General features: G+C 45.6%; 17 protein-coding genes. 5 read left to right on the top strand and 12 right to left on the bottom strand.

Annotated elements, in window-relative coordinates; all coding sequences use genetic code 11:
* Positions 1-2: 2 nt before the first annotated feature.
* The 4 genes from lgt to rppH all read right to left on the bottom strand — a co-directional run bounded on the left by lgt (position 3) and on the right by rppH (position 4,437).
* On the bottom strand, positions 3-824 hold the full coding sequence (gene lgt, locus FIU99_RS02790) for a prolipoprotein diacylglyceryl transferase (protein WP_006957728.1): 822 nt from the start codon (positions 822-824) through the stop codon (positions 3-5).
* 45 nt (positions 825-869) lie between these two features.
* A complete protein-coding gene (locus tag FIU99_RS02785) occupies positions 870-1,607 on the bottom strand; it encodes a sulfite exporter TauE/SafE family protein (protein WP_236612150.1) in 738 nt (245 codons plus the stop codon).
* Between the two features lie 62 nt (positions 1,608-1,669).
* Entirely contained in the window at positions 1,670-3,916 is a 2,247-nt protein-coding gene (ptsP, locus tag FIU99_RS02780) for a phosphoenolpyruvate--protein phosphotransferase (protein WP_006957732.1), read from the bottom strand.
* Positions 3,917-3,918: 2 nt separating this feature from the next.
* Positions 3,919-4,437 (bottom strand): RNA pyrophosphohydrolase, encoded by a 519-nt coding sequence (gene rppH, locus FIU99_RS02775; protein WP_006957734.1) that lies wholly within the window; start codon positions 4,435-4,437, stop codon positions 3,919-3,921.
* Between the two features lie 621 nt (positions 4,438-5,058).
* Between rppH and mutH the strand changes: the two genes are divergently transcribed.
* Entirely contained in the window at positions 5,059-5,724 is a 666-nt protein-coding gene (gene mutH / locus FIU99_RS02770; protein WP_006957736.1) for a DNA mismatch repair endonuclease MutH, read from the top strand.
* Between the two features lies 1 nt (position 5,725).
* On the opposite strand, the gene FIU99_RS02765 is transcribed toward mutH, so the two are convergent.
* On the bottom strand, positions 5,726-6,037 hold the full coding sequence (locus tag FIU99_RS02765) for a DUF6482 family protein (RefSeq protein ID WP_006957738.1): 312 nt from the start codon (positions 6,035-6,037) through the stop codon (positions 5,726-5,728).
* Between the two features lie 128 nt (positions 6,038-6,165).
* On the opposite strand from FIU99_RS02765, the gene FIU99_RS02760 reads away from it, so the two are divergent.
* Positions 6,166-7,200 (top strand): NADP(H)-dependent aldo-keto reductase, encoded by a 1,035-nt coding sequence (locus tag FIU99_RS02760; protein WP_006957740.1) that lies wholly within the window; start codon positions 6,166-6,168, stop codon positions 7,198-7,200.
* Between the two features lie 70 nt (positions 7,201-7,270).
* On the opposite strand, the gene FIU99_RS02755 is transcribed toward FIU99_RS02760, so the two are convergent.
* The 7 genes from FIU99_RS02755 to rpsO all read right to left on the bottom strand — a co-directional run bounded on the left by FIU99_RS02755 (position 7,271) and on the right by rpsO (position 15,360).
* Positions 7,271-7,522, bottom strand: a complete 252-nt coding sequence (locus FIU99_RS02755) for a hypothetical protein (protein WP_006957743.1) — start codon at positions 7,520-7,522, stop codon at positions 7,271-7,273.
* Positions 7,523-8,032: 510 nt separating this feature from the next.
* Entirely contained in the window at positions 8,033-9,367 is a 1,335-nt protein-coding gene (gene vpsR, locus FIU99_RS02750) for a cyclic-di-GMP-binding transcriptional regulator VpsR (RefSeq protein ID WP_006957747.1), read from the bottom strand.
* Between the two features lie 303 nt (positions 9,368-9,670).
* Positions 9,671-11,008 (bottom strand): MATE family efflux transporter, encoded by a 1,338-nt coding sequence (locus tag FIU99_RS02745; protein WP_006957749.1) that lies wholly within the window; start codon positions 11,006-11,008, stop codon positions 9,671-9,673.
* A 60-nt stretch (positions 11,009-11,068) separates the two neighbouring features.
* Positions 11,069-11,482 carry a MarR family winged helix-turn-helix transcriptional regulator gene (locus FIU99_RS02740; protein WP_006957751.1) on the bottom strand — a complete coding sequence of 138 codons (414 nt, stop codon included), beginning with the start codon at positions 11,480-11,482 and terminating at the stop codon, positions 11,069-11,071.
* A 107-nt stretch (positions 11,483-11,589) separates the two neighbouring features.
* A complete protein-coding gene (gene nlpI, locus FIU99_RS02735; protein WP_006957753.1) occupies positions 11,590-12,507 on the bottom strand; it encodes a lipoprotein NlpI in 918 nt (305 codons plus the stop codon).
* A 134-nt stretch (positions 12,508-12,641) separates the two neighbouring features.
* Entirely contained in the window at positions 12,642-14,774 is a 2,133-nt protein-coding gene (gene pnp, locus FIU99_RS02730; RefSeq protein WP_006957755.1) for a polyribonucleotide nucleotidyltransferase, read from the bottom strand.
* Between the two features lie 316 nt (positions 14,775-15,090).
* On the bottom strand, positions 15,091-15,360 hold the full coding sequence (gene rpsO, locus FIU99_RS02725) for a 30S ribosomal protein S15 (RefSeq protein ID WP_006957756.1): 270 nt from the start codon (positions 15,358-15,360) through the stop codon (positions 15,091-15,093).
* 215 nt (positions 15,361-15,575) lie between these two features.
* Here rpsO and mtnN point away from each other — a divergent pair, with 215 nt between their 5' ends.
* Genes mtnN through btuF form a run of 3 tightly spaced genes read left to right on the top strand, consistent with a single transcriptional unit; the run spans position 15,576 to position 18,076 of the window.
* A complete protein-coding gene (gene mtnN / locus FIU99_RS02720) occupies positions 15,576-16,274 on the top strand; it encodes a 5'-methylthioadenosine/S-adenosylhomocysteine nucleosidase (protein WP_006957758.1) in 699 nt (232 codons plus the stop codon).
* Positions 16,275-16,297: 23 nt separating this feature from the next.
* Positions 16,298-17,251 (top strand): cobalamin biosynthesis family protein, encoded by a 954-nt coding sequence (locus FIU99_RS02715; RefSeq protein WP_039951231.1) that lies wholly within the window; start codon positions 16,298-16,300, stop codon positions 17,249-17,251.
* Entirely contained in the window at positions 17,252-18,076 is an 825-nt protein-coding gene (btuF, locus tag FIU99_RS02710; RefSeq protein WP_006957761.1) for a vitamin B12 ABC transporter substrate-binding protein BtuF, read from the top strand.
* Positions 18,077-18,121: the final 45 nt, after the last annotated feature.

Raw genomic sequence — 18,121 nt, 5'->3', positions numbered from 1 at the left:
CCTTACTTCGTTTGTTGTGGAATTTCATCTTTATAATGACCACGCTTGTAAGCCCATACCATCATCAGGATACCAACGATAACCATAGGTAGAGATAGGATCTGTCCCATAGAGATAAATCCACCGAACAAACCAAGATGGGCATCAGGCTCACGAACGTATTCAACAAGGAAACGGAATGTACCATATCCTGCTAAAAATAGCCCTGAGACCGCACCGAGAGGGCGTGGCTTTTTGATGAACCAATTAAGGATGAAGAACAACACAATGCCTTCAAGAAGCATTTCATACAACTGAGATGGGTGGCGAGGTAAAGGGCCGCCATTAGGGAAGACAATCGCCCATGGCACATCCGTCACTCGGCCCCATAATTCGCTGTTCATGAAGTTACCTAAGCGCCCCATTCCGAGGCCAAAAGGTACTAATGGCGCGATAAAGTCAGCAACACCGAAGAAAGTACGACCATTCTTCTTGGCATACCAGAACATTGCCGTGATGACCCCAAGCAGTCCACCGTGGAATGACATGCCTCCGGTCCACACTTTGAACAGGTACAGAGGGTCTTGGAGGAACAAATCAAAGTTGTAGAAAATAACGTAACCGACTCGTCCGCCGATCACCACCCCAAGGAAACCAGCAAACAGCAGATCGGAGACTTGCTCTCTCGTCCATCCACTGTCTGGCTTATCTGCTCGTCGATTGGCTAGCCATAAAGCAAACGCAAAACCGACCAGATACATCAGCCCATACCAGCGAATTGACAGTGGACCGATCGAAACCAGAACAGGATCGATATTAGGAAATTCAAGGTATCCCTGAGACATAGAATAATTACTCTTTTGGTATTCAGATAATTAGATGAGAGTCCGTTACAGCAACATAGTTCCGGCAACAAAGACTAAAAAGACCGCAAAGATTTTTTTCAATGTTGCCGTCGGTAAGGATGTCGCCAATTTAGCGCCGATGCGAGTCGTCAACATGGATGTCGAAGCAATGGCAATCAGTGCTGGCACATAAACATATCCCAAACTGTAAGCTGGTAATGATTGTGCCTGATAACCATGCAAGATGAAACCTATCATACCTGAGATGGCGATAAAGCAACCGCACACAGAAGAAGAGCCGACCGCTTTACGCATTTCAATACCGTGTCGATTAAGAAATGGCACAGACAACGACCCGCCCCCGATACCTGCTAAGCTCGACACCATCCCAATCCCAGTGCCAATCGCTACAGTGGCACTGTTGCCAGGCATGATTTTCTGGCTCTTGCGCTTTATCGAAAACAGCATTTGCACCGCTAAGCACAGCACTATCACGCCAAACACTTTCGGTAGGTACTGGGAAGGAATCCACTCCGCAACATTCGCGCCGAGAAAACCGCCCACGACCACGCCGGGCATCAGCCATTTCACCACATACATATCCACATTACCGAGTTTGAAGTGATTAAATGCCGAAGAACCTGAAGTGACAATAATGGAAGCCAGAGAGGTCGCCAAAGCGATTTGCATACTAATCGCGGGATCAATCCCAGCCATAGGAAGCAAGAAGAGCAACGCTGGCACCACAATCAAACCACCACCGATGCCAAGCAGTCCTGCCATCACTCCAACAATACCACCAAGAAGGAGCAGCAAGACTAAAAATTCAATATTCACGTTTTTCCTTATCGTTTACCAGCACGGATAAAGCCTGCAAAGCCTTTCTCCTCAAAGAAAGTTTGCATCATAGTATAAATGTCATTGCCATAAGGCTGCATCAGAGCTTTGTCAGCAAGTTCGCGTAATTCCGTACTATCGATATGACGCAGTAAGTACTTCACCTTAGCAACATTCGACGTGTTCATACTCAAGCTACGGTAACCCAGCCCCACCATGAGAAGCGCGCCGATAGGGTCACCCGCTAATTCACCACAAATACACACCGGCAGTTGAAGTTGCTGACAAGTCTGTTGGATATGATTCAGTGCCATGATCACAGCAGGATGCATCGACTCATACACATCCGAGACTCGCGCATTGTTGCGATCCACGGCAAGTAAGTATTGCGTCAGATCGTTCGTACCAATAGAAACAAAATCCACTTTTTCCGCAATCAGCGGCAACAGATAAATCATTGATGGTACTTCGATCATCACACCAATAGCTGGCATTTTAACTCGTTCATCCAATTCAGCGACTTCTTGATGAGCACGCTCTATCAAATCAATCGCATCATCCAATTCTTGAGCCCCTGATACCATTGGCAACAAGATGCTCAAATTATCGTGCTCCGCACTGGCTCGCATCATGGCGCGAATTTGCATCAGGAAGATATCTGGATGATCAAGCGTAAAACGAATGCCACGCCAACCAAGGAAAGGGTTATCTTCTTCAATTGGCAGGTAAGGTAGCGCTTTATCTCCACCAACATCTAGCGTACGCATGACCACGCGCTTGTCGGGGTATGTATTCAGGACTGACTGATACTGAAGAGTTTGTTCGTCTTCAGAAGGAAAACGATGTTGAAGCAAAAAAGAAATTTCGGTTCGATATAGGCCGACCCCATCGACCCCTTGGTTCACGGCAATGTTCGCATCTGCGCTCAAACCAGCGTTGAGCATGACTTCAATACGCACATCATCGCTGGTGCATGCCGGTTCAAGAATTCGCTGGTTGACCATGGTCGCCAGCTCGCTCTCTTCATGAGCCAGCTCGCGATACTCTTTGAGTAGCTGCTTACCTGGAGAGACAAAAATCTTACCGCTGTAACCATCGACGATGCCACGCTTGCCATTAATCGGCTTAGGATTAAGTGTCACCCCCATCACTGCAGGAATACCCAGCGCACGAGATAGAATTGCCGCGTGAGAGTTTGCCGCCCCTTCGAGGGAGACTACCGCAAGGAGCTTTTCCTTAGGAATCGAAGCCAGCAAGGTTGCTGTTAACTCGCGTACAACCAATATAACGGGCTTTTCAATAGAAGGCTGATCTTTCTCGGTATTGTGGAGGAAGAAAAGTAAACGTTGACCTAGCTCTTTTATGTCCTGTGCACGCTCTCTGAGATACACATCTGACATACGAGCAAAACGGTTAGAGTAGCTCTCAACCACTTGCCTCAACGCCCAATCAGCGCGATCCCCCTTTTGAATCTGCGTTTTGAGGTCCTTTCGCAACATTGGATCATTCAACAAGTGCGTAAACAGATCGAATATCGCTAAGGTATCTTTGTTAATTTCGCTATCGAGCTTTTTACGCATACGACGAAAATCACTCAACGCATCTTCAATCGCCAGCAGTAACCACTCTTGCTCACGGTCAATGTCCAAGGTCGAAGCCGGATACACATCCGCTAAATCTGGTTGTGTGTCATCCCACCAAAACTCGCCGATAGCCACACCGGAGGATGCGGGAATACCTTTGATGGTATGAAGTTTCTTCTCGAGACGCCAATGCCCCTGAGTTTGAGCATGAGCAATGATCACCGCTAGCTGAGCAGCTAATGTGACCAGAAAAGACTCTTCCATCTCATCAAACTGGCGCGGTTGCTTTTGTTGGACCACCAGTACACCAAGCACCTGCTTGCGATAGATGATCGGGGTGCCCAAAAAGCTTTGGTAGACCTCTTCGCCAAGTTGAGAGAAGTATTTGAAATTAGGATGCCGAGAAGCTTCAGCAAGATTGAGAGGTTCAGCGCTGCGTTTGACCAAGCCGACCAAACCTTCGCTGAAGTTGATGTGGATTTTATTGCCTTTGAAACGCAAGCCTTGAGTCGCCATCAACTCAAGGCGCTGCATCTCTTCGTTAGCGAGATAGACAGTGCAACACTCTGTATTCATCGCGCTGCAAGTTTGCTTAACTAAAACCTTCAATGCCTGATGCACATCTTCGATTTTAGATACCTGTTCAACTATGTCCCTTAGTTGAGAAAGCATGCCTATCCTCTTCTGTGTTTACGCTTACCCTTAGCTCTGCGCTCTTTAAACGGCATCGCTACAGAGGCGAATTCTTTCATTGCTCGACGGTATACATCGCGCTTAAAAGACACCACTTGCCTGACTGGATACCAATAACTTACCCAACGCCAACCATCAAATTCAGGGGAATTTCCTCGCTGCATATTAATTCGTGATTCATCACAATCCAGACGAAGAAGGAACCATTTCTGTTTTTGTCCGATACAGACAGGTTTTGAATCCCAGCGCACTAATCGCTTTGGTAGTTTGTACCTTAACCAATGACGGCTAGTTGCCACAATTTTTACGTCTTTTTTAGTAAGACCAACCTCTTCATATAGCTCGCGAAACATTGCCTGTTCAGGTGTTTCGCCGTCATCAATTCCCCCTTGAGGAAATTGCCAAGAATGTTGCCCGTATCGTTTAGCCCAGAAGACCTGACCATGGTTGTTACAGATTACAATTCCCACATTTAAGCGGTAACCATCGCCATCTATCACTGGCCAACCTCTAATAAATTCTTAATTACAGTGATTTTTCCACATATCCCCAGATGTAGCAAACTTACTAGTGTGACTGATACGTAAAATATGGCGTAACTTAGTCTTTATGGATAACTTTTAACCCGAAACACGGTTATTCACATAAAGGTGAGACATAGTCCACATTTATTCACCTTTTCTGTGCATAACCATGTGAAGAATCTTAGAGAAAGTGATCATTCTTTATCCATGATCACATCAGGTTTAATACAAGTTTTCAAACATCAAAAATAAAATACATATAAATCATAAAGATAAATAAAAACAATCAAAGTAATCACCAAGATACCGATCGATAAAACAACACTCACTCAGATCGGTCAAAGATCCACCACCGAGACTTTTATCCACACCACCAACTCAGCAAGGCAACTTATGACCAAAAACTCAAGCAAATTATTGCCCCTAAAACACTGTTAATTCATACACTCCTGATAAAAACCCCTCCAATCTCAACAACACCTGTGGATAACCCCTTAACTGATGATCTTTTAGACACTAAGATCAACTTTCAATCAGCCACATTTGGATCGATTTCCGTTACAATAACGGCCACGTTTGACCACCCCGATGATCCACATGAAGCCCGAACCTAAATCAGAAACCGAACTGCTCGATCGAGCGAGAGATATTGCTGGCGTGAGTTTTAAGGAACTGGCGGATGAGGCGAACCTAACAGTTCCACCAGATCTCAGAAGAGATAAAGGCTGGGTGGGTCAACTATTGGAATGGCATCTGGGCGCAATTGCGGGAAGCAAACCCCAACAAGATTTTGAACAGCTCGGGATCGAGCTGAAAACGATCCCGATCAGCTATACGGGCAAACCTTTGGAAACCACCTTTGTCTGTGTCGCACCATTGATGGGAGTACAAGGACTGACTTGGGAAACCAGTCACGTACGTAACAAGCTATCACGAGTGCTTTGGGTTCCTGTCGAAGGGGAGCGAGAGATCCCACTTGCTGAGCGCCGGGTAGGGTCACCTTTAATATGGTCACCAAGTGAAAGCGAAGAGTTACAGCTCAAAACGGATTGGGAAGAATTAATGGAACTGATCGTACTGGGACATGTAGAACAAATTACCGCTCGACATGGTGAAGTCCTGCAACTGCGACCAAAAGCCGCGAATAGCAGAGTATTGACCGAAGCGTATGGATCGAGCGGCAAGCCTATAATGACTTTGCCGCGAGGGTTCTATCTTCGAACTCAATTTACGGCTCAGATCCTTGAACAAAACTTTGTTTGATCTAATGCGTGGTCAATGACAGTTCAACATCATGATAAAGCGGGCCATCTCCAGCACCACATTCATCATAAGCGTTATGTAACCTTAGATAAGCCCTTTCAACTCCCAAACGTAATAGCTCTTCTTTGACAGAGTCGAGAGACTCAAAGTGAATCGGCTCATCATCTTGTTTAATCGGTTCCAGTTTATGCTTGTATTCCACTGCAAGAAGGTAATGTGAGAGATCCGAACAACCAATAACAAACACCTTAGGTGGCTGATAACTGTCTTTGTGATGTCCATGAATCCATTTATCTAATTGGCTTTTTTGCATAGCTCACCTCCACTTTTAAATTCTAGTTAACTATACAAATTTTGCGAAATTGTTATCGATTACCGTTTCTTCTAATGTGACGATGCCCTATATTGGGATAACAAAGAGAAATTGAGTAAGGAAGTTCAATGCAATACAACAAGTTACCTCATTCCACTCTTGAAATTAGTAAAATCTGTCTGGGCACCATGACCTTTGGTGAACAAAACACGGAACAAGACGCTTTCAGTCAGCTGGATTATGCACTCGAACGTGGTGTGAACTTCATCGATACCGCCGAAATGTACCCCGTCCCCCCTAAAGCGAATACCCAAGGTTCCACTGAGCAATATATTGGCAACTGGCTGAAAAAATCAGGTAAGAGAGAGAAAGTCGTACTGGCGACGAAGATTGCAGGGCCAAGAAACGTCCCTTACATTCGAGATAACATGAGTCTGGATCGGCGTAATATTCATCAGGCGATTGATGACAGTTTACAACGTCTGCAAACCGACTATGTCGACCTTTATCAGCTACATTGGCCACAGCGCCGGACCAATTGCTTTGGTCAACTCAACTACCCCTACCCTGATGAGCATGAAGAAGTCACTCTGATTGAAACGCTCGAAAGCATGGCAGACCTGATAAAAGCGGGCAAAGTGCGCTACATCGGCGTCTCCAATGAAACACCTTGGGGAGTAATGACGCTACTGCGCCTGGCAGAGAAACATGAACTGCCGCGTATTGTTTCAATTCAGAACCCGTATAACCTACTCAATCGTAGTTTTGAAATCGGTTTGTCTGAAATCAGTCACTATGAAGGTGTTCAGTTGCTTGCCTATTCACCATTGGCATTTGGTTGCCTGAGTGGTAAATACCTAAACAATGCTCGACCAGATGGCGCTCGCTGTTCCCTATTCGAACGCTTTGTCCGTTACTTTACACCGCAAGGTATCCAAGCGACTGAAGCCTACGTCAATTTAGCTCGAGAACACGGGCTTGATCCGGCAGAAATGGCATTGGCGTTTGTCAATCAGCGCCCTTTCGTTGGCTCCAACATCATAGGAGCAACGAATCTAGAGCAGCTTAAATCGAACATTGACAGTCTTGATGTCGTATTAAATGAAGAGTTGCTTCAAGGACTTCAGGCAATTGGCACGACTTATTCCAATCCTTGTCCTTAGTGAAAAACCAGCTACTGTATCAGTAGCTGGTGATAAGGTTCGGGCCAGTGAAGCAAACTGGCCCTTTTTATTACGTAGGTATTCGCGCACTGAGTACTCGACGAAGATGACGAATACGACGTTCGGCTTTGACGCTATCTGGTTCAGTTTGACCTACAGGACGACCATCTTGTTCTAAACCAATATCGCGTAGCAGATGGGCATTTTCCCATGGAATCTGAAACGCGCTGCGGCGAACCCGACGTTTCCATTCACGCTCTTCGCGACGTAGATCAGCTTTTACTAGTAGCGTAGCAAGTTTTAGATATACAGAATGACTCATGATAGTTCTCCAGTTGGATGATAGACAGCTGGGAAAAGATCAACGAATAGACTGATAAAATGAGGACATTTTTAATTCGCTGCTTTCCCGCAGCCAATTAAAAATAAATGGATACGGACTAATTACATTACTTGGGTAGATCGGCGATCAAATGAAGCGGGCTTATTTTGTTTAGCCGCCATGATCGATACTTGATCGCAAGACGCAGTAATCAATGAATTGACGTTGAAATGTTTCATTGTGCGCCTCCTAGCAATGTATTAATCCAAATAGAAAAGTGTTTCGATATGTGAGCTTGTGCTCACGGTTAAATTCTATGCATAGACGGTGATATTTCAACCACTTTGTTGCATAAAATTAAAATACAATTTTTTAACCTAAAAATAACCACATCAAACTCATGAATATAAGATATTCCACTAGGTGATATAAGCTTCAACAATTAATGCTCTATGAAAATAAAAAAGCCACACTGCTGAGAGTGTGGCTTTATGTAAATAAAACAGCTAATTACACTGTCGTATCACTGATTAAGTTATGTTTGTTAAGTAATCGGTACATAGTGGCACGCGATACACCCAACTCTTTCGCTGCCATTGACACCTGACCAGAATGAGATTCAAGCACCAATAGAAGTGCGTCACGTTCACTACGCTCACGGATACTCTTCAAGCTGCGTTTGCCATCGCTACGTTTAGGCAAATCGAGGTGTTCCTCATCCAACATCACTGTCTCAGACATCAGAACAATACGCTTGATCTGATTCATCAACTCACGGACATTGCCCGGCCAGTGATAACGCGTCAGAGCACGTGTAGCTTCTTCTGTGTAACTGCGAGCCTGAGCGTTGTATTCCTTAGAATATTCCTGAAGGAAATGACGCGCGAGTATCGCGATATCCCCCGCACGCTCTTTTAAACTTGGCACGTTTATACGCAAGACATTGATGTAGTGATAAAGCTCTTCATTAAAATCACCATCAATCAGGGCTTTTTCGATATCCGCCGAGTTGGCTGCCAGAATACGCACATCGATTTCCTGACGACCATTCACTGTCTCAATAGTACCTTCCTGAAGGAATCGCAGTAAATTCAACTGCTGAGACTTGGGAAGAGTAAGAATATCGTTAAGCAGTATGGTGCCGCCATCCGCCTTTTCTAGAATCGAAGGCTCAGAGGCATCGTCGCGGTTAATACCAAATAAATCGCTCTCAAGGCGCCTTTCCGACATAGCTCGACAATTGACGGAAATGAACTCTTTCTGCGCACGAGAAGAGGTTTTATGCACGGCGCGAGCCACGGTTTCTTTACCGGTACCACTCTCACCATAAATCAGAATGCTGACGTCAGTTGGACCGATACGTTTGATCTGATCGCGCAGACGCTTCATTGGGATCGACTCTCCGATCAGCCCCATGTCATTATTACTGCCATAGTGTGGCCAGACTTTTTTCTCTAACTTGAGCATACCAAGTTGGTGGCCAATAGTGCTGAGAAGCTGAGCATCCGGGATTGGCGCAGTGAAAAAGTCGATACAAAAGTTAACGATAAACTGGCAAATGGTATCTGAACTTAATTGCGATTCACGGATAAATGCGAGCCAACGGACTTGCTTATGGTTACTCACCAAATTCGCAATACCATTGAGACTGAACTCGTCATGACTAAGGTCGACGATGCCAATGCAAGGCCCTGTTTCGCTGAACAAAGCGTCCGCTTTGCGTAAATCTGCACACTGAGTACAACGCCATCCTACTTGCTCTAACACCGACAGCCAGGGCTCATACGTACCACCGACAACGATAAGTGAACCAGGAATGGAGTCCATTCGGAACTGACTAGCCATGAAATGTATCCCTATTGATTCAAATTTTAATGCTGTGCCTCCAGAGGCACCAAAACTTAGCCGTTACATTATAGAGACTCGACAAGATAATCTGTCTCATTACTAAGACTAGCCAGTGAATTATATAAATACCAAACAACAATGCGATCAACATTCGGCACGAGTATGCATCTCTCGACACAAAACGAGACATAGTGCTAAAGCTCTACTGCAACAATTTCAGACATTGCACCTATGCCAGATAAGAAAAATCCGGTACAAGCCTTACCTATACCGGATTCCATTTAAAGTAATGTTTACATGTTATGCCAAAGCTTGCTCTGGTGGTTGTACGTTATAACGTCGAATGTCTTTTAATAGCATCATCGCCACAACAATACTCAACGCGATGTTTGACAGCGGGTAAGCAATCCAAATGCCCGGCACACCCATCAGCTTAGGCATTATGAACAAGAAAGGTAGCTGAATCAGCATATTACCTATGGTGACAAACATGGCTTTGCTGCCTTTATTGATCGCCTGATAGTAGGCTCCGGCAACCACAAGGAATCCATCCAACGCAAGTGCAAACATGTGTAATCGAATACCAAGAATCGTATTATCGACCAATTGAGTATCCGTTGAGTTAAATACAGAGACAAATTCGCGTGGGAAGATATTCAGCAAAAGAACAAACGCCATACCGATGACCACCGAGCTGACCATCGCCACTTTGAGTAATTTGCGAATATTGGCCTGATGACGTGCGCCATGATTATAACTTACCAGCGGTTGCATACCGTTAGCGATACCCTCAGCAGTCAAGTAATACACTGTGACGATATAGCCCAAAATAGCATAAGCACCAATCAAGAGCTGATCGCCGTATTGAGCAAACAAGCTATTGTGCAACGCCACCATCATCGAACCATAGGCGTACATAAAAAAGCTGGATGTACCGATGGAAAATATCTGAGGCACTAGCGCTAACTTAAGTTTAAGCTCATGAATTCGTAGGCGAAGTTTGGCTCTTTGTGAGAAGAAGTACCCCACTCCCAATAAGGTCACAACCATCTGAGCAATTCCAGTCGCAATCGCCGCACCAGTCAGCTCCCAACCTAGCCAAGCAATAAATAGGTAGTCGAGCACAATGTTGATTAGCGCTCCTACAACCATCAACATAGTCGCCAAATTTGGGCTGTCATCATTGCGTAGCAAAAATGGCATGGCAATCGAGCCAAGGGTGAATACGCTGGCACCTATCAGGATATGCAGATACTGTAATCCCAACTCAAACACACGTCCTTCAGCCCCTTGCCAACGCAAGAAATCATCAGCGAAGAAAAACAGTAACCCAGACACCACAGGAGTTAACGCCAGTAAGAGCACCAAACCTGTCGCCAGAGTTTGTTTCGCGCCTAGTGCGTCTTTTTCACCTTGACGAATCGACACCATCGCCCCGGTACCCACGCCCACCAGCATACCAATTCCTAGAATTGAGCCAATCACAGGCCAAGCAACATTGATTCCTGCGAGCCCATCAGCGCCAACATAGCGACCAATAAATACACCATCGACCACCTGATAAAAGCCATTGACCAGCATGGCAGCGACGGTTGGAATTGTGTATTTCCAAAACTGTTTATATATGGAAGTTTGCATTTCTCTCACCATAAGTTAGCCAGGCTAACTAAATAGTTAAATTGAAAATTGTTGAATCCGTTAGCCTTTTAGTGACTTTTCCAACAGAGATACAAGCTGCCCTGCTTCTTGTTCCGTCAGTTTGTTGCTCATTGCTTGCGCAATATGCTGATAAACTAACTGTTCTTTCGATAAATCCTTTAACACCTGCTCACTCAGTATGACTCGCTTTGAACGTGCATCCTGCAGACAAGAGATACGTGAAACCAATCCTTTCTTTTGCAACCGCGCGACCATATTCGACGCGGACGGTTTGGTTACTTTCATCTCATTGGCTAGGTCAGTGATGCGAATTCCCTCAGGAAATTCTTCGATAACCCTCAAGTAGTCATACTCGTTAAAACTCAATAGAGATAAAGGGTCTTCTTTAGCATGCACTCGCCACGCTTTGGCACAAAAACGTTCCAATTCAATCAGACAATTTTCCAGAGCCATAAAATCTCAGTCTAATTAGTTAGCAAGGCTAACTATTTTAGTGTCAGTAGAAATAGATGGCAATAAAAAACCGCTGCGAGGCAGCGGCTTTATCATTCAATATTGGTTCAGTTGGAGGCTTGTTGTTGATCCTGAGCCTTTTTGGCTAACTGTTCTTCTTTGACCTCATTGTAAATTCGGGTCAATTCCAAGAACGAATAACGATGCTCAACGTACTCATACACATTAAACGAAATAGCGAGTTTGTAGAGGGAGATCGCGCTCGCGTAGTCACCTTGGCTCTGGTAACGCTTGCCTAGGTAGAAATAGGCTTCTGTTAGACGTTGCGCTAACAAGGTATTGTCGCGTGTACCGACTAAGATCGCTTTGAAGGCTTCATCTTCCGAGATTTCACCTAAAGTGATTGCCACTAGCACCCAGCCCCACTGTTCGTCACGTTGCTCATAACGGGACATTAGCTCTGCAGCGGCTGCCTGAGGATCTTTTTCCGATTTAACAATATATAACCAAAGCGCTCGGAAAGGGTCTGCCGTATCTTCTTGGTAATGCTCTGTCATATCTTCTAATGCAAGATCGATACGACCACCGTAATACAATGCGATCGCACGATTACGGGCAGCATAGGAGTTTGCAGGGTCAAGTTCCAAAGTAGAGTCAAACGCATCATAGGCAGCGTCATACTCTCCGACCTGAGTGAAGTAAACGCCCAGTAAGTTAAACAGATCTGGCTGCGTAGGGTTAAGCGACAGTGACTGATTGTAGTCTAATCTGGCCAAGTCACGCAGGCCTACACTGTCGTAGTAGTTGCCACGCTCATAAAGCATTTTAGCTCGGACTTCTTTAGGAAGATCCTGACGTTGAAGTAACTGACTCAAACGAGCGATCTGCACTTCTTGCTGAACGCTTGCTTGCAACGGCACAGCCATTGGTGGGTAAAGCCACTCAGCACTGTTATTTGATGTAGTGGCACAACCTGCCGTCACCAATAACGCTAAACTAAGTGTTGCGGTTTGAAACCATTTCACAAATAAGTACTCCTGTTGCTGAGCCCGCTGCTCAGTATCGGCCGCATTAAAAAAGGGAGCGTAGTGCTCCCTTTATAACATGCTTTTAGCAAAATAGGCTAATTCACCAAACCAGCCCACTTAGCGATATCGCATTATGCGTCTGTTGCTGGTTTCTCTTCAGCAGATGCTTCTTCAGTCTTTTCAACTGCTTCTTTCATGCTTAGACGAACACGGCCTTGACGGTCGATTTCAAGAACTTTAACTTGAACTTCTTGACCTTCAGCTAGGTAGTCAGACACTTTCTCAACGCGCTTGTCAGCGATTTGAGATATGTGTACTAGACCATCTTTGCCAGGAAGGATTGTTACGAATGCACCGAAGTCAGCTAGACGAGCAACTTTACCTGTGTAGATGCGGCCAACTTCAACTTCTGCAGTAATCTCTTCAATACGACGGATTGCTTCTTTCGCAGCTGTACCTTCAGTTGCAGCAATCTTGATTGTACCGTCGTCTTCGATTTCGATAGTTGTACCTGTCTCTTCAGTTAGAGCACGGATAACTGCACCACCTTTACCGATAACGTCTTTGATCTTCTCTGCGCTGATCTTCATTGTGTGAATACGCGGAGCGAACTCAGAGATATCTTCACGAGCACCAGAGATAGCTTCATCCATTACAGATAGGATGTGCTTACGTGCACCTTGCGCTTGGTTAAGAGCAATTTGCATGATCTCTTTAGTGATACCTTCGATCTTGATATCCATCTGAAGTGCAGTAATACCAGTGTTAGTACCTGCTACTTTAAAGTCCATGTCACCTAGGTGGTCTTCGTCACCAAGGATGTCAGAAAGAACAACGAAATCGTCGCCTTCTTTAACAAGACCCATTGCGATACCCGCAACAGAAGACTTGATTGGAACACCGGCATCCATAAGCGCTAGAGACGTACCACATACAGAAGCCATTGAAGAAGAACCGTTAGATTCTGTGATTTCTGATACTACACGTACTGTGTATGGGAATTCGTCTACAGATGGCATTACTGCAGCAATACCGCGCTTAGCTAGTTTACCGTGGCCGATTTCACGACGCTTAGGAGAACCTACAAAACCAGTCTCACCTACACAGTATGGAGGGAAGTTGTAGTGTAGTAGGAAGTGATCTTTACGCTCACCAGTTAGCTCGTCGATGATCTGAGCATCGCGCTGCGTACCTAGAGTCGCAGTTACAAGCGCCTGAGTTTCACCACGAGTGAATAGTGATGAACCATGAGTACGTGGAAGAACACCAGTACGTACGTCTAGCGCACGAACCATATCTTTTTCACGACCGTCGATACGTGGGTTACCAGCGATGATGCTGCGACGTACCACTGTCTTCTCTAGATCGTGGAAGATAGTGTGGATTTCTTTTGTGTTTGCTTCTGGATCTTCAGCAAGAAGAACTTCGTTTACTTCACCAGCAATCTCGTGGATGCGGTCGTAACGAGCCATCTTCTCAGTGATTTGGTAAGCTTCAACTAGCTTAGCTTCAGCAAGTTCAGCGATCTTGTTTACAAGCGTTGTGTTCTCTTCTGGAGCAACCCAATCCCAAGCAGGAGTAGCAACTTCAGCTTTGAATTCGTTGATCGCATTGATCACAACTTGCTGTTGATCGTGACCGTAAACAACAGCAGATAGCATCTCTTCTTCAGTTAGGTTGTCAGCTTCTGACTCAACCATAAGAACAGCGCCTTCAGTACCCGCAACAACTAGGTCTAGCTTAGACGTTTCTAGTTCAGTGTTGCTTGGGTTAAGAACAAGTTGACCGTCGATGTGACCAACACGTGCTGCACCGATAGGACCATTGAACGGGATACCAGAAATAGCCAGTGCCGCTGATGTACCGATCATAGTTACGATGTCAGGTTGAACGTCTGGGTTTACAGATACAACTGTCGCGATAACTTGAACTTCGTTTTTGAATGCATCCGGGAAAAGTGGACGGATTGGGCGGTCGATTAGACGAGCCGTTAGCGTTTCACCTTCAGAAGGGCGACCTTCACGTTTGAAGAAACCACCAGGGATTTTACCCGCAGCGTAAGTACGCTCTTGGTAGTTAACCGTTAGAGGGAAGAAGTCTTGACCTTCTACCGCTTCTTTTTTACCTACAACAGATACGAATACCGCAGTATCGTCCATTGTCACCATAACTGCTGCTGTAGCTTGACGTGCAATAACGCCAGTTTCTAGAGTAACCGTGTGGTTACCGTACTGGAACGTTTTAACAACTGGTTTTTCGAACATTGTTATTCCTTGTTTCTGAGGCATCCAAATGGGGCTCAGATAGTGTTAATTGACACTCAAGGCACTACAAATCGCGACTAGTAAAAACGCACTGTTGCTATCCGAAACTTAAGGAGAGGCAATGTCATTTTTAATAGTCGCGACCTTTTGGTCGACGAGGTTGACTGTAATGCAATGAGTTTTTGCTTTTAATACTCAAACAACATGAGTATGGGCGTGCGTATTATAACGGGATAAAACAGATTTGGCTAAATTTAGGCAACAAAAAAGGGGCAAAAAGCCCCTTTTCTGACAAACTGCTCTATGCAGTCGCTAATTAGCGACGTAGGCCTAGACGCTTGATTAGGTCGTGGTAACGATCTAGATCTTTACCTTTTAGGTAATCTAGAAGTTTACGACGACGAGAAACCATACGTAGAAGACCACGACGGCTGTGGTGATCGCCTTTATGCGCTTTGAAGTGACCTTGTAGGTGGTTGATAGAAGCTGTAAGTAGAGCTACTTGTACTTCTGGTGAACCAGTGTCGCCTTCGCCACGTGCGTAATCTGCAACGATTGCTGCTTTAGTTTCTGCATTCAGAGACATAATTCTCTCCTAATAAGAGTAGGTTAAACGTTGTGCCAGCCAATCTCTGATTCAGCCGACACGAGGAGCGCGAATTATAGGGGATGCTCGTTGCTTAAGCAATAGGTATTTGCGCACTTCGCACGAGAGGCGGAGACGAAGTCCATTCCGTTATTGCCCTTTTCTGTTACACTTAGCGGATTAAAAGCTACCTATCTGAAATAACAGGATTCCTTATGAAAATCGGCATCATCGGTGCAATGGAGCAAGAAGTCTCTATTCTTAAGCAAGCTATTGAAAACTGCAAAGAAGTATCAAAAGCGGGTTGCACTTTCTTCTCTGGTCAACTGAACGGTGTAGACGTAGTCCTACTTCAATCTGGTATCGGTAAAGTGGCAGCAGCAGTAGGCACCACAGTATTGCTTGATGAATACCAACCAGATGTTGTCATCAATACAGGTTCCGCAGGTGGCTTTGATTCTACATTGAATTTAGGTGATGTGGTTATTTCCACAGAAGTTCGTCACCACGATGCGGATGTAACGGCATTTGGCTATGAAATTGGTCAAATGGCAGGGCAACCTGCAGCTTTCACTGCGGATGCGAAGCTGATGGACGTAGCGGAAAAAGCACTGTCACAAATGGAAGACAAGCACGCTGTACGAGGTCTGATTTGTACTGGTGATACGTTTGTCTGCACCGCTGAGCGTCAAGCGTTTATCCGCCAACATTTTCCATCGGTGATTGCCGTTGAAATGGAAGCTTCTGCAATTGCTCAAGCCTGTCACCAATTTAAAGTACCGTTTGTTGTTGTGCGTGCTATTTCAGACGTAGCTGACAAAGAGTCACCAATGAGTTTCGAAGAGTTCTTGCCTCTTGCAGCGAAGAGCTCTTCTGAAATGGTCTTCAAAATGGTTGAGTTGCTTAAAGCATAATCAATAGCGAGTGGCTGATACTCATGGAAGAACTTTTTAATCAGTTATACTCAAACGGAGCGCTCCTAGTGTTATGGGGCGCTTTGTTGTTTCATCTTATCCTCCCTTTTCCCCGTGAAGCACACCCTGCAATTTTATGGCACAAATTTGCTGAGCAACTGGCCGACAAGGTCAATACCAATTCCAGTTATTCACAAAGCATGATCTCAGGCACTCTGGCTTGGTTGCTGATGATCGTCCCTATGCTCGCTGTTTTAATCGCGTTAAAGCCGTTGGTGTGGCAAGCCCAGCTGTTTGAGCTTGCGTTGTTATTACTCGCTATAGACTGGCGCAATACCGATAAATTCACCGCCCATTTTGTCGAAGCACTGGCCAGAGAAGATAAAGAGCACGCTAAAATGCTACTCAAGCCCATGGTGAATCGCTCCACCGAGTCGTTGTCTCTTCTCGGCTTAGGCAAAGCGGGCACAGAAACCCTCATCATGTCATACGGTCGCAATGTGGTCGCAGTGCTATTTTGGTACGCCATTACAGGCGGGATTGGCGCCTTCATTTATCGTATGACGGTAGAACTAGCTCGAGCCTGGTCACCCTCACGCGAGAAGTTTTCACCTTTTGGCCTCCCTGTCATTCGAGCTGTCGCCGTTTTGGATTACATCCCATTACGCTTATTCGCCGTTATGATTGCATTGGGAAACAGAACCAGCGAAGTGTGGGCTCTGCTTAAGCAACAAGCAGCGACTTGGCCGCTACCGGGCCCATCATGGTTGATCATCGCCGTCGGTGCGAAACAAGAGCTTTCTCTCGGTGGACCTGCTATTTATGACGGCAAAAAATCGGTTCGCAGCAAGCTGGGAGGCCGAATTGCGCCGTCTGCCATACATATAGCTCAAGTACAGCGCCTGCTGGCATGGCGAATGTTCGCCTGGATCATGGTACAAAGCGCTATCATGGGCCTCATTTATCAAGGAATCTAAATGCAGATACGGCTGCTTACCTTCATTACATTACTGGTTTCCGCGCTGGTTAACGCAGCTCCCGTGGAACGCGTTATTAGCTTGGCCCCTCACGCGACCGAAATGGCATTTGCTGCGGGGTTGGGTGACAAACTGATCGCAGTCAGTGAACACAGCGATTACCCTGAACAGGCAACAAAGCTTGAAAAAGTCTCCAACTACCAAGGTATAAAGCTCGAACGTATTATTGCGCTCCAGCCTGATCTTGTGATCGCTTGGCCTGCCGGTAACCCTGCTAGAGAATTGGAAAAGCTGAAGCAATTTGGTATCAACATTTACTACTCGACCACCAGCTCACTGGATGACATTGCCAACAACATCGAACAATTAAGTCAATATTCGCAAGATCCTTCTGTCGGACTCAGTGCAGCGAAACAATACAGAAATCAGCTTGCGAAATTTAAGCAGCGCTATCAAACGGACATCCCAGTAAGGTATTTCTATCAGCTTAGCGAACAGCCGATAATTACCGTTGCAAAAGGGAATTGGCCAAGCGAAGTATTTTCGTTTTGTGGTGGTGAGAATGTGTTTGAACAAAGTGCCGCACCCTACCCACAAGTTGGCACTGAACAAGTGGTATTAAGTAACCCAGAAGTCATCTTTACCTCAGAGCATGCCATCGCAAAAGGGAACCCTTGGCTGGACTGGAAAAAACAGTTGTCTGCGGTTGAAAACGGATACGTCTGGTCACTGAATTCAGACTGGCTCAACCGACCGACCCCCAGAACGCTGAATGCAATCGAAGAAGTTTGTGAGCACTTCGAAACCGTCAGGCAAAATCGCTAACACTGCTTAGCTCTGATACCATACAATCCGCCGTCGTTTTTATTC

This window comes from Vibrio sp. THAF64 (assembly GCF_009363455.1).
Lineage (GTDB): Bacteria > Pseudomonadota > Gammaproteobacteria > Enterobacterales > Vibrionaceae > Vibrio > Vibrio coralliilyticus.
The sequence above is the reverse complement of the archived record's forward strand: the minus strand, read 5'-3'. Positions and strand labels throughout refer to the sequence as shown.

Bases quoted from the DNA above. Each gene is read 5' to 3' on its own strand.
- lgt (WP_006957728.1), bottom strand. From the start codon at position 824: ATGTCTCAGGGATACCTTGAATTTCCTAATATCGATCCTGTTCTGGTT.
- FIU99_RS02785 (WP_236612150.1), bottom strand. From the start codon at position 1,607: ATGGCAGGACTGCTTGGCATCGGTGGTGGTTTGATTGTGGTGCCAGCG.
- ptsP (WP_006957732.1), bottom strand. From the start codon at position 3,916: ATGCTTTCTCAACTAAGGGACATAGTTGAACAGGTATCTAAAATCGAA.
- mutH (WP_006957736.1), top strand. From the start codon at position 5,059: ATGAAGCCCGAACCTAAATCAGAAACCGAACTGCTCGATCGAGCGAGA.
- FIU99_RS02765 (WP_006957738.1), bottom strand. From the start codon at position 6,037: ATGCAAAAAAGCCAATTAGATAAATGGATTCATGGACATCACAAAGAC.
- FIU99_RS02760 (WP_006957740.1), top strand. From the start codon at position 6,166: ATGCAATACAACAAGTTACCTCATTCCACTCTTGAAATTAGTAAAATC.
- FIU99_RS02755 (WP_006957743.1), bottom strand. From the start codon at position 7,522: ATGAGTCATTCTGTATATCTAAAACTTGCTACGCTACTAGTAAAAGCT.
- vpsR (WP_006957747.1), bottom strand. From the start codon at position 9,367: ATGGCTAGTCAGTTCCGAATGGACTCCATTCCTGGTTCACTTATCGTT.
- FIU99_RS02745 (WP_006957749.1), bottom strand. From the start codon at position 11,008: ATGCAAACTTCCATATATAAACAGTTTTGGAAATACACAATTCCAACC.
- FIU99_RS02740 (WP_006957751.1), bottom strand. From the start codon at position 11,482: ATGGCTCTGGAAAATTGTCTGATTGAATTGGAACGTTTTTGTGCCAAA.
- pnp (WP_006957755.1), bottom strand. From the start codon at position 14,774: ATGTTCGAAAAACCAGTTGTTAAAACGTTCCAGTACGGTAACCACACG.
- rpsO (WP_006957756.1), bottom strand. From the start codon at position 15,360: ATGTCTCTGAATGCAGAAACTAAAGCAGCAATCGTTGCAGATTACGCA.
- mtnN (WP_006957758.1), top strand. From the start codon at position 15,576: ATGAAAATCGGCATCATCGGTGCAATGGAGCAAGAAGTCTCTATTCTT.
- FIU99_RS02715 (WP_039951231.1), top strand. From the start codon at position 16,298: ATGGAAGAACTTTTTAATCAGTTATACTCAAACGGAGCGCTCCTAGTG.
- btuF (WP_006957761.1), top strand. From the start codon at position 17,252: ATGCAGATACGGCTGCTTACCTTCATTACATTACTGGTTTCCGCGCTG.